The following is an 18,561-nucleotide window of genomic DNA, read 5'->3' on the forward strand; positions in this document are numbered from 1 at the left end:
TCTAAATCAAATTCACCCTTTCCACTATTTGATACTGATTAAAGGTCCGTCTCTATCGAGTAATTGTAAAAGCTAAATAGAAGATATAGGATAGTGAAAGAACTCCCGCTATTAGATATGCTAAAAAGATGGGGTTACGTGCATAAGGATGTTCTTGTACCTTTTCGTTTATCTGTGTGTCATAATTTGCTTTTCTTTCACTTACTAACTTTCCTACCTTGAATGTATAAATAAGACTCGCTGTCAAAATTAATAATGCGACAACACCAAGCACCGTCGTTAAAATAGTCATTTCCAAGTCACCCCTTATCAATTAGGATGACACATTTTTGTAGAAATATGCTCGTTACAATAGTTCATCTTGCTCATAGAGATATTCATACGATAAATCAATAAATAAGTAATTCGTGTCTTTCAGAGGATAAGAAAAAGTACGAATTAAGTCTCCAGTCTCGATATCACTATACACATCACTTAAAACACCTTTTTTATCATGTCTCATTCGAATGATATTTGCTAAAAAATAAGGACGCCAGCTCCAGTTTTTCATATAATACTGTGCTTGAGACTCCCAATCATTTCTTTTAAACATATTAACAGACTGCTGAAAGCCATCCTCATCACAAACGTACATTCTAAAACAACAATCATCAAACTTTTGTGTTAAGTCAAGTAATAAATCATCATATGCTATATGTTGATCATCTTGCAAAATAGCAGCTGAAACACGTTTATGGAAAGACTCTGTGAAATGATATAATGTTTCTAATTTCTTTTTTTCAGTAGAGATGTACCTTTGAAATTCTTTTTTCAACTTTTCCTTCTGCTCATCTTTTCTCGAAAATTCAGACTTCGGAAGATCTAGAAAAAAACCTTGATAATACCTCCCACCGTTTTTCCATGCATATTGAAGCTGGAAATTCACTTCTATATCTTCATACAACAGCGTTGCACCTATTTTCCTTGCTAAAAGTGATATAGAATAAAGAACGTCATAATACGATTGTAGAGGTGATGTGAGTCTTAGAGGATGTAAACTAATCTTAAGAATATCTGGAGATAATAATCCTATACGATCTAAGCTATTGCTTCCCTTTCCTATATTATCAATAGCTATTTTAATCCCATATGTCTTATAGTACGTTAATAGATGATATAGCTGTTCAGTGTCTTCATGAAACTGATGTTCTGCAATCTCTAAAACAACTTGATCCAATTGTAAACCTTTTTCTTGGCTTTCTAATAATAGCTGAAGAAATGATTCCCCATGATCGACCATTAGTAAATTAGCATCACGATTAACAAATAGAAGTAAATCTCTATCTTCCAATTGAATGAATTGATTTATTGCCATATGTAAAATAAAATCATCAACTTCATTTCGATAATCTTCAGGAACTGATTCATCTTGGAAAAAGCTCCCCAAGCTCTCCACTTTCTCCTGAAAGGAAATTCGACCTAACACTTCATATCCTATGATTTGCTGTTCATCCGCACTATATATCGCCTGATAGTATGGAAAAACATTTTCTAAATTCGCCATAACATCTAATGGATCCATTTCAATCCCCTCACCTATATCTATCTGTTGATTATCATTATAACATATGGGTGAATTTCAGATGAGATTCAGGTAAATAATATCTAAAAATTGCGATTTATTGATTCATAAGATCATAAGTTTCCCTTTGAGCTAGACACTGATACTAATACAAATTTTTTATACAATCTTATTTTAAAGAAACAAGCTCACTTTCTTATAAAAAGTGAACTTTTTTTATTTTATTTACGAATTAATTTACTAAAAAGGGTATTGATTCAACCATTGTCCTCCGTCCATCGTAATACATTCTCCATTTATATAAGACGCATCTTCCGATAATAAAAAGCTTGCCAATGCAGCAATCTCTTCCGGTGTACCTAATCTTCCAAGCGGAACACTTGATAAGGTACGCTTTGCCGCTTCTTCTGATTCCCATAGTTTCTCTGCACCGCCCGTTCTTTCAATTGGACCAGGAGCAATTGCATTCACTCTTATACCATATTTTCGTCCCCACTCAACAGCTAAAGTTCTTGTAATGGATAATACACCTGATTTTGCAGCAGCAGAATGAATAACTCCTGCACCTGCATTCCAAGCATATGTAGCAACCATATTGATCATTGATCCTTTAATTTGTTTATCAATCCAATACTTCCCCACTGCTGAACTACAATAAAATGTTCCGTTCAAAACAATATCAATCACTGAATTCCATCCATTTACAGATAACTTTTCAGCTGGACAAATAAAATTTCCTGCTGCATTATTAACAAGCGCGTCTATTCTGCCAAACTTTTGATCAACAGTTTGAATCATCTCTGAAATCATTTCCGGATCTCTTACATCTAATTGAAAAGGTAAAACTTGCTCTTCAAACGTTTCAATTTCTCGCTTTGTTTCTTCTAATTTTTCTAAGGACCTTCCAATAATCACAACTCTGGCACCATTTTTTGCAAAGCGTTGTGCCATGACTTTCCCCATACCGTTTGATCCACCCGTTACAATGACTACTTTATCTTTCATTGTGATCCCCCTTATCAAAAATGAATGAGTATTCATTTTTGATTTTACCACACTTTGTTATATTTTTCTAATTTTCTAAACATAACACCTTATAAATTGTTTTAAATAGTATGTACTTTGGGTAATTAACACGTACCTCCATCTTGACCTTTGAAAGATTATTGTCTCTAAAAATGTAATAACAAACATACTTTGACCGTGATATACTTAAATAAAGATATTCACTGTATTGGATAGTGGATAAAGCTCAGAAGCAGCTCATTTATTTTTATAACACATAATTAGATTAAATTTTAGGAATGATTGAAGATTATGACAAAACAATATTCAAGAAGATCCTTTATTAAAGGTCTTTTTTCCTTTTCGATTGGTGGACTCTTAGTTTCTATTGGAGGGTATTCTTACGCAAGATACTTTGAGCCCTCCCTTTTAGATATTACAAATTTTAACATCGAAAACAAGAAGCTACCTCTTTCTTTTGATGGGTTTAAGGTTGTTCAATTTAGTGATACTCACTTGAGCAACTACTTTACGTTAGACAGATTAGAAACAATTGTTGAGAAAATGAACAGTATTTCGCCAGATATAGTCTTTTTTACAGGAGATTTAATGGATGAGCCCAATCAATATGAGTATGTAAACAAGATCGTTCCAGTACTAGAAAAATTAAAAGCTCCTTATGGAAAATACGCAATATATGGAAACCATGACCATGGTGGATATGGAACAGATATTTATAAAAATGTCATTGAAATGTCTGGTTTTACCTTACTAAATAATCAAGTTGTTACAATTCAAAAGCAAGATGGAACTAAGATTAGTGTATCTGGACTAGATGATTTAATGCTTGGAAACCCTAGTTATGAAGGTACTTTAGGAAACTTAAATCCAGAAATCTTCAATATTTTGTTAGCACATGAACCAGATGCAGCTCTCGAAACACATCAATACTCTGTTGATTTACAGTTATCTGGTCATAGTCATGGCGGGCAAATTCAATTACCTTTTTATGGTCCATTGATTACGCCTCCTTATGCAACAGAGTATTTTGAAGGTATGTATGAAGTGGAGAATATGAAATTATATGTTAATAGAGGATTAGGGACAACTAGACTACCTTTCCGATTTTTGTCCACTCCTGAAATCAGCTGTTTCACATTAAAATCTGTTAAATAAAGGGCACATTACTCATAGTCGTAAGTATATTTCACATATCTCGGGAATTCACAAATAAGTTTGGTCGCAAAAATTAAGTAGCTATTCTCTTTATATGAAAGTATAAAATCGCAAGTACCTTGGTCAGTCTTGGAGCTGGGAAGCAGTCCAAAAGTGCGACGTCCTGTTTCAACGACTACACTTTATCCATCGGGGATAGTGGTTGGAGCTGGATGTCGATGCACTTATCGACAAACGATGCATTTTATAGTTTCCTAAACAATAATAAAACGGGCAAGACACGTGATGCAACACTCTAAAACTTGGGCAGCAACATAAATTTCACATTCTTATCTATAAAAAAAGGAACTCACAATCTCTCCACATACATAAGCAAGTATACTCCCCATGATTGTCAACAGAATGTAAGAGATGAAAAATAGATATTTTTTACTTCTTAGTAAACTAACTGCCTCCATACTGAAGCTTGAATACGTTGTAAATCCTCCACAAAACCCAGTAGCCATTAGTATGAGAAGAGAGTCATCTGCATATTGAATGATAAGCCCTAGAAAAAATGCACCTAGACAATTTATAAGAATTAGAGCAATTGGGAATGCCTTTTGCCAATATAAGGCAATACACTCTCCGACGAGATACCTTAATGCTGCTCCGCACGCCCCTCCTACTGCTACGCTAATCATGATTGTGACTTCCTTTCATTAAAGTTCCTAACCACGTTCCTAAATAGGCAAGAATAAAACTACATAGTAATGTAGCAATTAAATACCCACTAGCAAAGTGAATTGGTAATGATGTGAGCTCCAAGCTAAAGGTAGACATCGTTGTAAAACCTCCACAGAATCCTGTTCCCATAAATAATTTCAACTGAGTGTTTCTACTGTAAGTAGATACATATCCAAGGATGAAGCTTCCAATAATATTCACAATAAAAGTAGGTAAAGGCTCTACTAAAATAGGAATGGAAACAGCATATCTACTCATTGAACCGAATGAGCCACCAAGAGCAACTAGAAGCGTATTAATAACCTTATCTTTCATAGTTCCTCCCATTTTATAATATGATCAAACTAACAAAATTAGCTAACTTAATGATTATCTCAAAGTACGTCCATTTTTCAAACCCTGAATAAACTTTCTAGAATAAAAATAAGAAGCAGCACCTTAGCACCGCTCCTTTCTCTTACCTTACTCTTCGTCTTCCATGACTTGATATGCTTTGCTAAATAAATGTAGCTGACTATCAACTATAGGTTCATTTTGTTTTCGATCCACATAATGATAGATTCCATTTTCATCTTGCTCTCTAGCCTTAACATTATCTTCAAGTGCAATTGATAAAATAGCATTTAATCGCATCTTAATATCACCATCGAAGATTGGGAATAGAATTTCTACACGTTTTTCCATATTTCTCGTCATTAAATCTGCTGATGATAAAAATGTTTTTTCTTCTCCATTATGATGGAAGAAATAGATTCTACTATGCTCTAAAAATCTTCCTACAATACTACGAACTTTAATATTTTCACTAACCCCTTTAATACCTGGACGTAAGCAACATGTTCCACGAACAATTAGATCAATTTTCACACCAGCATTAGAAGCTTCATAAAATTTAGTAATAAGTAGTTTGTCTGTTAATGAGTTCATTTTCGCAATAATTCTTCCATTTCCAAAGCGTTTTTGGAAGTTAATTTCTTCATCAATTAATCCAATAAAATCCTTTCGTATATCGAATGGAGCGACAGAAAGGTGGTGAAATTCAGGTTTTTCTGTATACCCACTTAGATAGTTAAAGAAATTGGTAGCATCAATACCGAATTTGCGTTTAGATGTGAGTATTCCCATATCCGTATAGATTTTCGCTGTTTGATCATTATAGTTACCCGTACCTAAATGGACAAAACGCTCAATACGATTATTTTTTCTTCTTACAACCAATGTAATTTTACTATGAGTTTTTAAATACGTCATACCATAGATGACATGACAACCTGCCTTTTCTAATTCTTTAGCCCATTGAACATTATTCTCTTCGTCAAAACGAGCCTTTAGTTCGACTAAAACCGTTACTTGTTTTCCGTTTTCAGCTGCCCGTTTTAATGCATCAATAATAGGTGAATCTCCACTAACACGATAGAGAGTTTGCTTGATAGCTAATACATCCGGGTCATCTGCTGCATCAGCAATAAACTCCACAACAGGTTCAAAGGATTCATATGGATGGTGTAGAAATACATCCTGTTCAGATACCTTCTCAAAAATATCCTCGTCAGACGAAATATCTCTTGGAGGCTGTGGGATGAGTGTTTCAAAAACAAGATCTTCTCTACTTTTTGATAGTTGCTTGTAAAAACCAAACAAAATGGTTAAATCAATAGGACCATCTATTTCATAAACGTCCTTCTGATGAATTTCAAGCTCGTCTGTTAAATAGCGTAGGATATTTGAATCAAAGCCCTTTTTTTGGATTTCAAGGCGAACGGCCGCCCCCCACTTACGTTTCTTCAGTTCTTTTTCAATTTCCTTAAGTAAATCACGAGCTCCTTCTTCATGTATTGTCATATCTGCATTTCTGGTAATACGAAAAACAGATACTGAAACAACCTTATACCCTTTAAATAATTTATAAATGAAGTGGCTAATAACATCTTCAAGGAGGATAAATTGAGTTTTATTATTTCCTGTTTCCAATTCAACAAAGCGTTGTAGGACAGCTGGCACTTGTACAATGGCTGTTTTAAAGCGATTTTCCTCAAACTCATCATTGTCCTCAATGACAATCGCTAAATTTAAACTCTTATTAAGCAACATTGGAAATGGTCGATAAGCGTCAACTGCCATAGGAGTAAGAACAGGGAATATTTGCTCGTTAAAATACTCTTCAAGCACCGAATACTGTGAAGGCGTTACATCACTCATCTGGATAATTTCGATGTTCTCTTCATTTAACTTAGGTACTAACACTTTATTGTATGTATTATATTGAATATCAATTAGTCGATGAGTGTCTATGGCTATTTGATTCAATTGCTGTTTCGGTGTCATACCAGCTTTATTTTCCGGTTTATTAAAGCCTGCTTTTACTTGATCCTTTAAACCTGCAACACGCACCATAAAAAATTCATCCAAATTCGAACTAAAAATTGACAAAAATTTCAACCGTTCCAGTAAAGGGTTACGCTCATCTAGCGCTTCTTCTAGCACACGTTCATTAAAAGCAAGCCAGCTAAGTTCCCTATTGTTATAATATAGCGGACTTTGAAGTTCAATTGCATTTTTATTTAATGTGTTCATCTTACGTCACCCTTTTTTTCGACAATTTGCTACGTAATTATGATAGCATTAATACAGATTGTGTCCTTGTAAATTTTTTGTAAATTTTATGTTGATTTTTCGTAAAGGCAAAAAAAACTCTGAAGATTATTTATTAAAATCCTCATGTGGGCACCTAACATAATGATTTCATCTATTTAAAAGAATTCAATAATGGTCGTTACTATCTTGTTTATTTTCTAGTCATTTAGTATCCTTTTGTTACTTTTCTATAAAAAATATGGTAACGATAATAAGTGTTAGAAATACTCAATCTGCTCTCTCACTAATCGTTACCAATTCCTCTTGTTATACTGATTCAAAGTGGACATTAATGTTTATTTTTAATAGTTTTTCCAAATGCTTTTTTTGTTTTTCAACTTGGTATTGTTCCGGACGCCAGTCTTTCTTGCATAAAATGGTAAACACTAATTCATCCTGTTCCTTACGTAAGTCAATTGCTTGGATAATATTTCTACGAGTCGCATGAAGGCTATAGGCTAGCTTTATAATCGCTCCCAGTAATCTATATTTTACTAACTCTTCTTTACTAAACCATTGTATATATGGAGCTACATTTCTCTTGAAACTCGATTTACTTGTATACGATGCAATTAAAGCAATAATCAATCTATCTCGATGAAGAAGTCCATCAATTGTACGGTTTGCTAACAGATAGAATGTATGCTGACTGCTTGCCTCTGCATCAATATAAGCTCCGATATTGTACACAAATGCTCCTCTTTTTAATAATAGTGAATCTACTCTATTAATAGAAGCTAATCCTTTTTCATTTAAAAGCTGTGAAATAATCATGGCACTATTCGTAACGTGAAAAACATGATTGAGATCAATCGTGAAATCCGTTGCTAGTTCATTAAAACTTTCTTCAATGACTTTAGGAAAAACAGAGATTCCGATATTTTTTGTTAATTCTTCAAAAAACACACCATCACGTAATCCTTTTCTACTTAAAGCAAAGTGTTGGGCATTAACAACCTCCATAATACTTTTAAATACTTTGACAGCTGGTATGATTATGTCTGCACGGTCTTTAGAAAGACCTTCTAATCTCTGTAGCTCAGGAAATGGTAAAGACTGAATATATTGATCAATTTCCACAAGATCTTCGTTACTCATCATATATTGATGAACACCTGCAATAGGATAACTGATATATTCTTGATGAACTTGAACAACATTTCTAGCACTTCCCCCAATAGCAATAATTGGAAGGGATTTGTTTTGTAACCACTCTAATTGAGAGAACTGATCATAAATAAATTTCTTTAACAAAGTAAGTTCCTGACTTGTAGGAGTAAAACCAGAGATAAATTGTTTTTTCAATGATAATGCCCCAAAAGGAAAGCTATGATAATTAACTAACTTTCGATTTGAGAAATACGTTAACTCTGTACTTCCACCACCAATATCAATAGTATTGCCCTCTTCAAATGGTGTCGTGTTCACCACAGCTAAAAATCCATAATATGCTTCTTCATATTCAGAAAGAATCCGCATCTTAAATCCTGTTTTATTTTTAACCTTTTCTAAAATTTCTTTTTGATTTTTTGCTTGTCTTATTGTTGCTGTTGCTACACATTTTACTTTTTCTAATTCATGGTGAGTTGTAACTTCCTTAAAGCTATTCAGAGTATCAATTAAAACGGAAACTCCTTCTTCTTCAAGAATTTCATCATATGATAAATAATTTCGTAATCGAGCTACTACTTTCACATTTTCAATTTCTTTTAGCCGACCACTTTTTTCCATTAAATAAATAACCAATCTCATTGTATTTGACCCGATATCAATGATTGCGTACTTCTCTTTACTCACATTCAACACCCTTACATTTTTTCTATTCGGACCTTTTGTGAATCTACAATTATATCCCTTTCCATTTACCCTTTTCCTATAACATACAACAAATAATTTTTGTACATTATATCATATTCAGTACTAATTTTTTTTGAGTATTCATAATTCTTAATTGATATTAGGTGGTTATATTTCTACATTTATTTTTTATTAAAACTTTCCACTTAAGTAGGAAGAATAAACAAATTAATTAGTTTAGAGGAGGAATATTACTTGATTCATACCGTTAAGCCTAACGAAACATTAGGATCTATTGCATTGGATTATCGTACTTCTGTGAATAAATTGGTTCGAGCAAATCAGCTTACAGACCCAAATCTCCTATTCATTGGTCAACAAATTCAGATACCACATATACCTAACCCTGATACTATACCCTACCAAATTATTGTTTCGGTTTCTAAAAGACGTTTAACACTATACGCAAACGGACAAGTTAGTAAAGAATATCCAATAGCTGTTGGTAAACAGGTCACAGCTACACCAATTGGAAACTATGTCATAGTTAATAGAGAGCCAAATCCAGGCGGCCCTTTCGGTGCGATGTGGTTGAGCTTATCTAAGATCCATTATGGCATCCACGGTACAAACAATCCAAATTCTATCGGTAAAGCAGTATCTCTTGGCTGTATTAGAATGTATAACCAAGATGTATTAGATCTCGCTTCCATTGTTCCAAATGGCACAAGAGTAATAATTAGACCTTAAGACTTAAGAATTTATTAAGATTTATTAAGATTTCTTAAATCTAGTATTCAAAAGCGCTTTATTACCTTATAATGACAATTGTGTGACTAGACGAAGTAATATAAGGAGCGAAAAAATGAAAATATTCAAGAATCCTAACTTTGTTAAATTATTTTACGCTGCACTATTTTCGCAAATGGGCACAACAATTGGAAATATGGCTTTCGCCTTTTATTTATTAGATCATTTTAGTCATCAACCTTCTTATGCAACATTAGCAGAACTCATGTATTCATTACCTACCATTCTTGTTTTCTTCATTGTTGGGGTAGTAGCCGATCGGTTTGATCGGAAGAAAGTAGCAGAAAATTGCGATTGGATACGCGCTCTATTGACTATCGTATTATTTGCTGCATTATTTACCCAATCAATACCTTTCATCTTTCTTGTGCTTTTTCTTAGAAGTGCTGTAACGAAATTCTTCTTCCCTGCAGAGAACAGTCTTGTACAAGGAATTTTAAGTAAAGAGCAATATGCCCAAGCAGCAGGACTCAATCAAATGTTATTTAGTATTTTTATGGTTTTTGGAGTAGGGATAGGAGCAGCCATTTATAAGCTCGTTGGCATACATGGGGCAGTTGTTGTTGACTTCATAAGCTTTGTCATTTCCGCTTTGCTCATCAGATCCTGTCATATACCAACATCAGCAAGATTACCAAACGGTAAATTGAACTGGAAGGATATTAGCATTAAGTCCTCTTTCACAGATTTTAAAGATGGAATTATTTACATTATTAGAAATCGTTTATTATCAACTTTAATTTTTGGATTCTTTATTTTCGGATTCTTTAACGGCGCATTTGCCATTTTACCAATGTTTACAATGAAATATGAATTATCACCTACTAATTATGAATGGTATGCCTCATTATTTGCTATATCTTTAGGATTTGGTCTTCTCGCTGGTAGTGGAATTGGCACACTTGTAGCATCCAAATTCAAACCATATCAGTTAATGATTTTACCGATCTTCGTGACAAGCTTATTAGTTTTCTTCTTAGGATATACAAATAATGTCTCTATCTTTTTAGCACTTGTCTTTATCATTGGTGTATGTTTAGGTCCAATTAACATTGCCATCGGTGGCTGGATGCCTAAAATTGTTCATCCAAAATTGATGGGGAGAGTTAGTGGTTGGATTGATCCGCTTATGATGTTCGCTCAATCTTTAACCCTAGGGCTTATTGCAGTTTTATTTCCTAAGATAGTAGAAACCGTGGATTATCTATATTACGGAATCGCATTTATTATTTTGATCGTATCTTTATTTTATGGATATACTTTACCCAAATTAAACAAGGAATTTGAGGAAAAAGAACGGAAAAGTAGTATGAAGAAAGAAAGCATTAGAAAGACTAATCCAAATATCCATTCTATATAGTTAGACATAGCTAGAAAACCATCCCTTTCATAGAGGCTGGGACAGAAGTGCCTGGCACCTTATCGTAACGACTATATGTACGCACTGATTTATCTAGTGCACACAATAGATTGTATCGGAGGGTGCCTGGCTCTTTGTTTTGTCCCAGCCTCTTTTTTAAGTAAAGAAAACTCATTCCCTTCATTTAATATATACTCTTTACCCTATCAGTAAACTCCTGCCCCATACTTTTCCAACTATCTTCAAGGTCAGAAGAATAGAATTAGCATTGTAGATACTCATATAAAACAAATCCTTTCATAAAAGTGGCATTACTACCTATTAAAAATATTGCTACTTAACCGATATAAACGAAGTAACATAAATCTTACTTCTATTAAGGTTGTGTAAGAATGAACAAAAAAATTTATAAACAGTTCATCGTTGTCCTCTTTAAAAACTATATATTCGGCTCTCTCATGGCAGTTTTTGGAATTGGTGCCCTATTCATGTTTACGACACTAGACATATCTGTTCAAGAAACCATTACATTGTTAACCATCCTAATTGTTTCCCTCGTAATCATGATTACTGTTGAAATTTCTGTGTTTCTGAAACATATTCGTCCAATTAAGACTGCCTTTTATAAGGAAAATCTTACAATTGATGATTTAAGAGAAGCATATAAACAAACTCATCGTTTTCCTTTATTAACGGTTTATCGGATTTTCGGCCCACACTTATTCGGACTAGCACTGCCCGCAATGCTCATTACTTATATATCGATACAAAATGGTTTTCTAGACTTGCCATTCTATTATATTGGGATTGCATTTGGTGCATCGATATTAGTGGCAGGTATGCATAGTGTAATTGAATTCTTTTTATCCACAAATGCTATTAAACCAATCTTAATGACTTTACAAAATGAGAGTTTAGCGAACCATGATGTTGATTTTGCGCACCAATCTCATCTTTATCTTTCAATTCAAAGGAAAATTCTTTTAAGTGCGATTTTCATCAGCGTCTTCCCTTTACTATTATTTAGCCTTGCAACACACTTTCGTTTTACAGAAGCCTCCATTCCGCTTCTAGCAGAATACTGGAGTTGGGCTGTTTTTGTATTAATTGTCTCGATTATTTTTGCCATTTATGGAGCCTATCTGCTATATAACAATATATCAGAGCCAATCCAAAAGCTTGAAGATGGTATGCAAAAAATACAACTAGGCCAATTAACTTATCAAAATGATGTCTACTCAGACGAGTTTTCTAGACTCATCTCAGGATACAATCAAATGGTAAGTGGTCTAAAACGAAAGGATCAGATTAATAAGCAATTATTAGACAGTCTTTTTACAACGCTTGCTTTAGCATTAGATGCTAGAGACACTTACACTGCAGGTCATTCTGTTAGGGTTGCTAATTACTCCATCATAATTGGAAAAGAAGCAAAATTAGATGAGGAAACACTGGATTTATTGCGTAAATCTGCATTACTTCATGATATTGGGAAAATTGGCATTAAGGATAGTATTCTCTTAAAGGATGGTCGATTAACAGACGAAGAATATAACGAAATAAAAAACCATCCAGTTATTGGAGCAAATATTCTCTCGCAAGTACAACCAAAAGAAGAAATGGATCCACTGATTCCAGGAGTTAAATATCATCATGAAAGATATGATGGATTAGGATATCCTGAGGGACTAAAAGGAGAGGACATTCCTTTATTTGGACGAATTATGGCTGTTGCTGATGCATATGACGCAATGACCTCTGATCGCCCTTATCGAAATGGAATGCCTGTTAATAAGGCTCTTTCAATTATTGAAGAAGGGAAGGGAACCCAATGGGACCCATATTTCGCAGAGCTTTTCTTGCTTTATATGAAAAATAACACCCTTGATACTAAAAACTTTAAACAACCTGTATGAGTCGTTCATACACCCCTTTACATAGAGTTATCATAAGTTGATGACTCTATTTTTCTATACAGTTAGTGTTCCTTCCATTTATATGAAATCTTTTGAAATATTCCAGTTTACTTAAAGACCTTCACATCAAATCTCTCACATTTCAGCTAGAAACGAATTCTTTTAACATAGTCCTTAATCTGCTATATAAATTAATGTAAAAGTGTCATATAATATAGGAAGACTAATCACTAACATACACTAAAGCATAAAATAAAAAAAGGATATCAGATTTTCAAGAATTTTTGCAATTAAATAACCAATTAGATATTGCATTTTATGTTTGTCTAAGTATAATTTAAGTAAGAATTACCTATACTGAATGTGTATGATAAAAAGGAGAGGAACTATGGACGATCATAAACGACTCGATCCTAAAAAACAGCAAACAATTGAAAACCTCGCATGCGCTATTTATATCGTAAATCGCCATGCTAAAACCGCACCAAATCCTAAATTCCTTTATACTTTAAAGAAAAAAGCCTTAATTAAGCTTGTAAATGAAGGTAAAGCTAAAAAAGAAGGTTTACACTTTTCAAATAACCCAAAATATAGCAAACAGCAATCTGATGTGCTAGTTTCTGCTGGAGAGTATTACTTTCATATGCCTCCTACCAAAGAAGACTTCGATAAACTTCCACATTTAGGATCATTAAATCAAACATATCGTAACCCAAGAACTCATATGTCATTATCAAAAGCTAAGCTCCTTTTACAAAACTATGTAGGCATGAAAGATGACCGGAAAGCACATTCAAAGCCATTGCAAGCTAGAAAAACTCGTACATATGAAAAACCAGTTTTTAAAAAGCTTGGTGAAAGCTATAGGTAGACAAAATAAACAAATTTTAAAGTAGAGCTAGATTGTACCTATCCCCCATCTATTCTCATCAATTGTTCTTTCATCTTTATTGTTTGTGGTGACTCCTATTTAAAGGGTCACCACTTCCTTTTCCTTGAAGATTTCATGATAATTCTTCTTGAAATAATATGTCTACGTTATGTCGTAATTCATGAAAATAAGAAGGTATAATTGAAGAATCAATTCCTTTGAACAATGCGTTAGTTAGATGATGATAATACCAAGCCTGCTGGTCAGCTCCCCTATTAAAGGAATCCCATACCTTCAGCCCATGTGTCCTCTTATGTAAAAGTAAGTCTCTACTATTATCTAATTTATCCGCTGCTATGAGTGCCTTGAACTCTAACGGAAGGACCTTTGCTTTTTTAATTGTTTCTGCTTTTCTTTCCTCCCATGATAAGGATTTATTTTCCGTATTAGCTAATACATATTCTAAAACCTTATCTCCAAAGAGAGAGCCTAATTCTTGATCAGTTACATCGGTATCCTCAAGGACATCATGTAAATATCCTGCTGCTATGATTTCCTTAGAAAAGCCAGCTTCCTTTACTATCTCTGCTACTTGTTCAACATGAGTAAAATACAGTTCTCCGCTTACTTTTCTTTTTTGGTTTTGATGAGCGTTAAAAGCAAATTCTCTCGCCAAACGTATGAGATTATCCATTATTCGTCTCCTTAACTCGTGATCTCAGTTTTCCTACTACCCCACCCAAAAATTTATGCTTCGCTTCTACTATCTAATCAACCAATCTTTTGACAGGCTGTTTTCTTATGGATTATTATTCCCTAAAAAAACCTACATACCAGATTTCACCCTAAATACAAGTTTTTTTCTGATTAACGAAAGTTCCCCTATACTAACTCACTACCAGATTTTTTCGTATGAATCATGACTAAATGTTTTGAACGTTATATTTACTACTAACATGGTTTATGAGAAAAAAATTTCAAAAAACAACACGACTCGATTATTGTAATTTATTCCCACTTAGTGTTCATTCAAAGAATCTAGTCATCATTTATACCTAATACAAATGTTAGTAAGAAAATAAGAGTTGTTCTCCTTTTACGAATAGAAGAATCTTGTACAGAGAGCGAAAATCCGGCACTTGGGATTTTCCACGAAAGCAACAGTTTATGCTAAATCAGCCTTACACATTAACAGAGCTATCAAAAAAAACTGTATGGTTTTTATCTCATACAGTTTCACTCTCAATCTTGATTATTAAAGGATAAATTCATCAATTCTTTGTACTAACTCATTAATTTCTGGTTTACTTATTTGTGCACTAGCTCCAACCATCTGACCTTTATGCCTTAAATCATTTGTAATAAGTGATGAAAAAATGATAACCGGAAGTATACTTAAAGCTTGATCTTCTTTAATACGCTTTGTTAAGTGATGACCATCCATTTTCGGCATTTCGATATCAGTGATCACCATTTGCACTTCATCTTCTACAGCTCTTCCCTCTGCGACAATTGATTGTAAGAAGAAGAATGCATCCTGGCCATTTTCAAAAAACTCTACTTTCTCAAAGCCAGCTTCATCAAGTGTTTCTTGCAAAAGCTTTCGAAGTAAAGGTGAATCCTCGGCTGCTACGATCCTTTTCGTTGACCGTTCTCTTTTCCCTAATTTTTTAACTTGCTCTACATTTATTCCTGATTCAGGATTAATATCTACTAAGATTTTTTCAAAATCAAGCATTAAGATCATTTCATCTTGTATTTTTACGACACCAGTAATTTGACTCTCTAACCCTTGATACATTTCAGAAGGTTTTTCTATTTTATCCCAAGAGATACGATGAATTTGGGATACCGAGTGGACATGGAATACCAGCTTTAATTGATTAAATTCCGTTACTATAAATTTCTCTTCCCTGCTATTATCACTAGGACCAAATCCTAACGCCTTTGCCACATTGACAACAGGTAGGATTTCACCTCGAATATCAATAATGCCTTCCACATTTGGATGTGAGTGGGGAATAGTTGTGACTGAAACGGGTTGAATAATTTCTTTTACTTTAATGACATTTATTCCAAATTTATTTGACCCTACCTTAAATTCAACAATTTCAAGCTCATTCGTACCGCTTTCTAATAAAATTCCTTTTTGATCCATTTTGTTGTTCATCCTTCCCTATTAACTACATGTATAGATTATATCGGCATATACCTAGCACATCTAAAGTAGGAATAGGAAGAAAGGTAGGTTATTTTTCTACATACACCTTTTTCTTTATACTCAGTAGAAATTTATATATATTATTTTAAATGGTAAATCCTACTCGTTTAAAACAAGAACTGCTGGACTCTCTCATCTGCAAGGTTTGTGGCTATTGAACATTTAGACGAATTACGTCCATATTGCCACACCCACACATTCGCCTTACCATTTGGTTTAGCTGGAGTATACTTAGGTGATTTTCTTTCTGAAGTTGTGCCAATTTCGGGTGTAGCACTCCAAAGAATAACTTGTTTTTCCAATTCTTTATTTTCCTGAATTGCTTTACAATAGGCTTCCGTAAATCCTCCTTCTAAAGAGTCATGATAAATACCAGAACGATAACCTGTTGGAATCATTGTTTCAATCCAACCTCTTATCCATTCCGCATCTATTTTGTAGGTTTTTTCTACTTGAGCAAAAAGAAGGGTATTTTCAGGTATCCCCAATCTCCTTGCATGAAAAACAGCATTTCGAGTAGCTAGTTTTGCTTCCTCATACCCAATTGACTCTTTTCTCACATTATAGATAGGCATGATCTTCATTTCTTTACTATGAAGAAAATCAATTTCTCCTTTTGTTAATGCACAAGAATCATTCGGAATTTCAGTTAAATATCTCCCCCAAAATTTAGGCGTACCGAATTTATTTTTAACACACTCATAAAGTTCTTGAGTAACTGGATTTGCCGAATCAACTCCCCAAACTTTTCTTGCCAAAATGCTCACCCTTTCTCTAAAAAGCTATTTACATATATATGTTCTTAATAGGTTGTCTAACGTCATAAAGTTTAACTCAAGCTTAAAATGATCCTTTCCACACTAAAAATACGTAATTATAGGTACTAAACATAATCCTCTTTATAAAAGGAATGATAAAAAGGAGAAATATAATGCATTGTTGTAGCTCACCTGTTATAATCCTTTTGTAAATCATTCAATTGATTTATGGGTTGGGTTGAGGGTTACACTTAAGGAAGGTCTACTTTGGAAAAACTTTTTCAATTAACTAAAAACAAAACAACAATTAAAACAGAAGTGTTAGCTGGTGCTGTTTCATTTTTTACAATTGTATATATCGTCGTAGTGAATGCATCGATTTTATCTGACGCTGGAATTCCATTAGAAGCTGGAATTATTGCTACTGTCTTAACCTCTATTGCTGGTTGTTTCATTATGGGTTTTCTCGGGAATACGCCGATTATCCTTGTACCAGGCATGGGAGTAAATGCACTTTTCACGTATACCATTGTCATTGGAATGGGACTAACATGGCAAGAGGCTTTAGGTGTTGTCTTTGTATCAGGCATTTTGTTTTCGCTAATTGCTTTTACAAAGCTTGCTTCTATCATATCTGAGTCTATTCCTCATTCTCTTAAAGAAGCAATTACTGTAGGAATCGGACTTTTCTTAACTTTTATCGGCTTACAAAAAGGTGGCATTGTTATATTAAATAATGAAACCTTTGTATCATTAGGCGATTTCTCTCAAGTAAATGTCTTGCTGACTATACTTACTTTAGTTATTACTGTCGGATTATTCGTAAGGCAAATCCCTGGGAATTTTTTAATTAGCATTATAGCCGGTACAGTATTAGCCGCACTAACAGGACAATTATCCTTTGATAGTAGTGAAACAAAACCACTAGATGCCTTTATTGCCTATAAAGATGTGCTCGGAGCCATGTCATTTGACCGTGTCTTTGATTTAGTCTTTTGGACAGCAACCTTTTCGTTAACAATGGTGATTGTATTTGAGAATATTGGTCTTGTCTTTGGGCAAGTTCATTTAATTAATAGACCAAGTACGTACAAACGCTCTTTACAGGCGAATGCATTATCAACTATAACATCAGGTATTTTTGGCTCAAGCCCTACTGTGAGTACAGTCGAAACAGCTGCAGGCATTACAGCTGGAGGGAGAACTGGACTTACATCAGTTGTTACAGGAGTGTTATTCTTAACATCCTTGTTATTTCTTCCTTTCATTAAGCTTATTCCAGATAGTGCCATTGCTCCTATTTTAATCTTAATAGGAAGTCTGATGATCCAGAATATTAAACATATTGATCTTGAAGATTTTAGTGAGAGCTTTCCTTCTTTTTTAATTATTGCATTAATTCCATTCACCTATAGTATTGTTGATGGTATGGCATTTGGCTTCATCATGTATCCAATTTTGAAGCTAATCCTAAATAAAAAAGATGAAGTGAAAGCACCGTTATATGTCATTGCAGCTTTATTTCTTTTAAATTTTATCTTTCATACTCTTCATTAAATAAGAGGCTGGGACAGAAGTGCCTGGCACCTTATCGTAACGACTATATGTACGCACTGATTTATCTAGTGCACACAATAGATTGTATCGGAGGGTGCCTGGCTCTTTGTTTTGTCCCAGCCTCTTTAGCATGTCAGATAACTTCTTCCTTTATCTTTCTAGGTGCTTG

General features: G+C 33.9%; 16 protein-coding genes. 6 read left to right on the forward strand and 10 right to left on the reverse strand.

Annotation, left to right across the window (positions count from 1 at the left end; translation table 11 throughout):
- Positions 1-52: 52 nt before the first annotated feature.
- The 3 genes from A9C19_RS12585 to fadH form a co-directional block, all read right to left on the reverse strand.
- Positions 53-292: a hypothetical protein gene (locus tag A9C19_RS12585; RefSeq protein WP_072580272.1), complete on the reverse strand. Its 240-nt coding sequence runs from the start codon at positions 290-292 to the stop codon at positions 53-55.
- 54 nt (positions 293-346) lie between these two features.
- A complete protein-coding gene (locus A9C19_RS12590; RefSeq protein WP_072580273.1) occupies positions 347-1,561 on the reverse strand; it encodes an EAL domain-containing protein in 1,215 nt (404 codons plus the stop codon).
- A 240-nt stretch (positions 1,562-1,801) separates the two neighbouring features.
- Positions 1,802-2,566 (reverse strand): 2,4-dienoyl-CoA reductase, encoded by a 765-nt coding sequence (fadH, locus tag A9C19_RS12595; protein WP_072580274.1) that lies wholly within the window; start codon positions 2,564-2,566, stop codon positions 1,802-1,804.
- 312 nt (positions 2,567-2,878) lie between these two features.
- Here fadH and A9C19_RS12600 point away from each other — a divergent pair, with 312 nt between their 5' ends.
- The gene (locus tag A9C19_RS12600) at positions 2,879-3,742 is read left to right on the forward strand and encodes a metallophosphoesterase (protein ID WP_072580275.1); all 864 of its coding nucleotides are present in this window, start codon (positions 2,879-2,881) and stop codon (positions 3,740-3,742) included.
- Between the two features lie 329 nt (positions 3,743-4,071).
- Here A9C19_RS12600 and crcB read toward each other — a convergent pair whose 3' ends face one another.
- The 4 genes from crcB to A9C19_RS12620 form a co-directional block, all read right to left on the reverse strand.
- Positions 4,072-4,425 carry a fluoride efflux transporter CrcB gene (gene crcB, locus A9C19_RS12605; protein ID WP_072580276.1) on the reverse strand — a complete coding sequence of 118 codons (354 nt, stop codon included), beginning with the start codon at positions 4,423-4,425 and terminating at the stop codon, positions 4,072-4,074.
- The gene (locus tag A9C19_RS12610; protein WP_072580277.1) at positions 4,418-4,783 is read right to left on the reverse strand and encodes a fluoride efflux transporter FluC; all 366 of its coding nucleotides are present in this window, start codon (positions 4,781-4,783) and stop codon (positions 4,418-4,420) included. Before A9C19_RS12610 ends, crcB begins: the two co-directional genes overlap by 8 nt.
- A 147-nt stretch (positions 4,784-4,930) precedes the next feature.
- Positions 4,931-7,042, reverse strand: a complete 2,112-nt coding sequence (locus A9C19_RS12615) for an RNA degradosome polyphosphate kinase (RefSeq protein ID WP_072580278.1) — start codon at positions 7,040-7,042, stop codon at positions 4,931-4,933.
- A 327-nt stretch (positions 7,043-7,369) separates the two neighbouring features.
- Entirely contained in the window at positions 7,370-8,854 is a 1,485-nt protein-coding gene (locus A9C19_RS12620; RefSeq protein ID WP_072581873.1) for a Ppx/GppA family phosphatase, read from the reverse strand.
- Between the two features lie 300 nt (positions 8,855-9,154).
- On the opposite strand from A9C19_RS12620, the gene A9C19_RS12625 reads away from it, so the two are divergent.
- From A9C19_RS12625 to A9C19_RS12640, 4 genes are all read left to right on the forward strand, one after another.
- A complete protein-coding gene (locus tag A9C19_RS12625; RefSeq protein ID WP_072580279.1) occupies positions 9,155-9,649 on the forward strand; it encodes a L,D-transpeptidase family protein in 495 nt (164 codons plus the stop codon).
- Between the two features lie 115 nt (positions 9,650-9,764).
- Entirely contained in the window at positions 9,765-11,069 is a 1,305-nt protein-coding gene (locus tag A9C19_RS12630; protein WP_083584368.1) for an MFS transporter, read from the forward strand.
- Between the two features lie 392 nt (positions 11,070-11,461).
- Positions 11,462-12,985: an HD domain-containing phosphohydrolase gene (locus A9C19_RS12635; protein ID WP_072580281.1), complete on the forward strand. Its 1,524-nt coding sequence runs from the start codon at positions 11,462-11,464 to the stop codon at positions 12,983-12,985.
- A gap of 388 nt (positions 12,986-13,373) precedes the next feature.
- A complete protein-coding gene (locus A9C19_RS12640) occupies positions 13,374-13,856 on the forward strand; it encodes a YkyB family protein (RefSeq protein WP_072580282.1) in 483 nt (160 codons plus the stop codon).
- 133 nt (positions 13,857-13,989) lie between these two features.
- Here A9C19_RS12640 and A9C19_RS12645 read toward each other — a convergent pair whose 3' ends face one another.
- The 3 genes from A9C19_RS12645 to A9C19_RS12655 form a co-directional block, all read right to left on the reverse strand.
- Complete coding sequence (locus A9C19_RS12645; RefSeq protein ID WP_072580283.1) at positions 13,990-14,550, reverse strand: HD domain-containing protein; 561 nt, start codon at positions 14,548-14,550, stop codon at positions 13,990-13,992.
- Between the two features lie 561 nt (positions 14,551-15,111).
- A complete protein-coding gene (locus A9C19_RS12650) occupies positions 15,112-16,014 on the reverse strand; it encodes a chemotaxis protein (RefSeq protein ID WP_072580284.1) in 903 nt (300 codons plus the stop codon).
- Positions 16,015-16,184: 170 nt separating this feature from the next.
- Positions 16,185-16,835, reverse strand: coding sequence for a glycoside hydrolase domain-containing protein (locus A9C19_RS12655; RefSeq protein WP_072580285.1), 651 nt, complete (start codon positions 16,833-16,835; stop codon positions 16,185-16,187).
- Positions 16,836-17,102: 267 nt separating this feature from the next.
- Here A9C19_RS12655 and A9C19_RS12660 point away from each other — a divergent pair, with 267 nt between their 5' ends.
- On the forward strand, positions 17,103-18,392 hold the full coding sequence (locus tag A9C19_RS12660) for an NCS2 family permease (protein ID WP_072580286.1): 1,290 nt from the start codon (positions 17,103-17,105) through the stop codon (positions 18,390-18,392).
- The last annotated feature ends 169 nt before the right edge of the window (positions 18,393-18,561 follow it).

The organism is Bacillus weihaiensis (assembly GCF_001889165.1).
In the GTDB taxonomy this organism is placed as follows: domain Bacteria; phylum Bacillota; class Bacilli; order Bacillales; family Bacillaceae; genus Metabacillus; species Metabacillus weihaiensis.

Excerpts from the sequence above, each read along its gene's own strand:
- A9C19_RS12585 (WP_072580272.1), bottom strand. The coding sequence starts at position 292 with ATGACTATTTTAACGACGGTGCTTGGTGTTGTCGCATTATTAATTTTG.
- A9C19_RS12590 (WP_072580273.1), bottom strand. The coding sequence starts at position 1,561 with ATGGATCCATTAGATGTTATGGCGAATTTAGAAAATGTTTTTCCATAC.
- fadH (WP_072580274.1), bottom strand. The coding sequence starts at position 2,566 with ATGAAAGATAAAGTAGTCATTGTAACGGGTGGATCAAACGGTATGGGG.
- A9C19_RS12600 (WP_072580275.1), top strand. The coding sequence starts at position 2,879 with ATGACAAAACAATATTCAAGAAGATCCTTTATTAAAGGTCTTTTTTCC.
- crcB (WP_072580276.1), bottom strand. The coding sequence starts at position 4,425 with ATGATTAGCGTAGCAGTAGGAGGGGCGTGCGGAGCAGCATTAAGGTAT.
- A9C19_RS12610 (WP_072580277.1), bottom strand. The coding sequence starts at position 4,783 with ATGAAAGATAAGGTTATTAATACGCTTCTAGTTGCTCTTGGTGGCTCA.
- A9C19_RS12615 (WP_072580278.1), bottom strand. The coding sequence starts at position 7,042 with ATGAACACATTAAATAAAAATGCAATTGAACTTCAAAGTCCGCTATAT.
- A9C19_RS12620 (WP_072581873.1), bottom strand. The coding sequence starts at position 8,854 with ATGAGATTGGTTATTTATTTAATGGAAAAAAGTGGTCGGCTAAAAGAA.
- A9C19_RS12630 (WP_083584368.1), top strand. The coding sequence starts at position 9,765 with ATGAAAATATTCAAGAATCCTAACTTTGTTAAATTATTTTACGCTGCA.
- A9C19_RS12635 (WP_072580281.1), top strand. The coding sequence starts at position 11,462 with ATGAACAAAAAAATTTATAAACAGTTCATCGTTGTCCTCTTTAAAAAC.
- A9C19_RS12640 (WP_072580282.1), top strand. The coding sequence starts at position 13,374 with ATGGACGATCATAAACGACTCGATCCTAAAAAACAGCAAACAATTGAA.
- A9C19_RS12645 (WP_072580283.1), bottom strand. The coding sequence starts at position 14,550 with ATGGATAATCTCATACGTTTGGCGAGAGAATTTGCTTTTAACGCTCAT.
- A9C19_RS12650 (WP_072580284.1), bottom strand. The coding sequence starts at position 16,014 with ATGGATCAAAAAGGAATTTTATTAGAAAGCGGTACGAATGAGCTTGAA.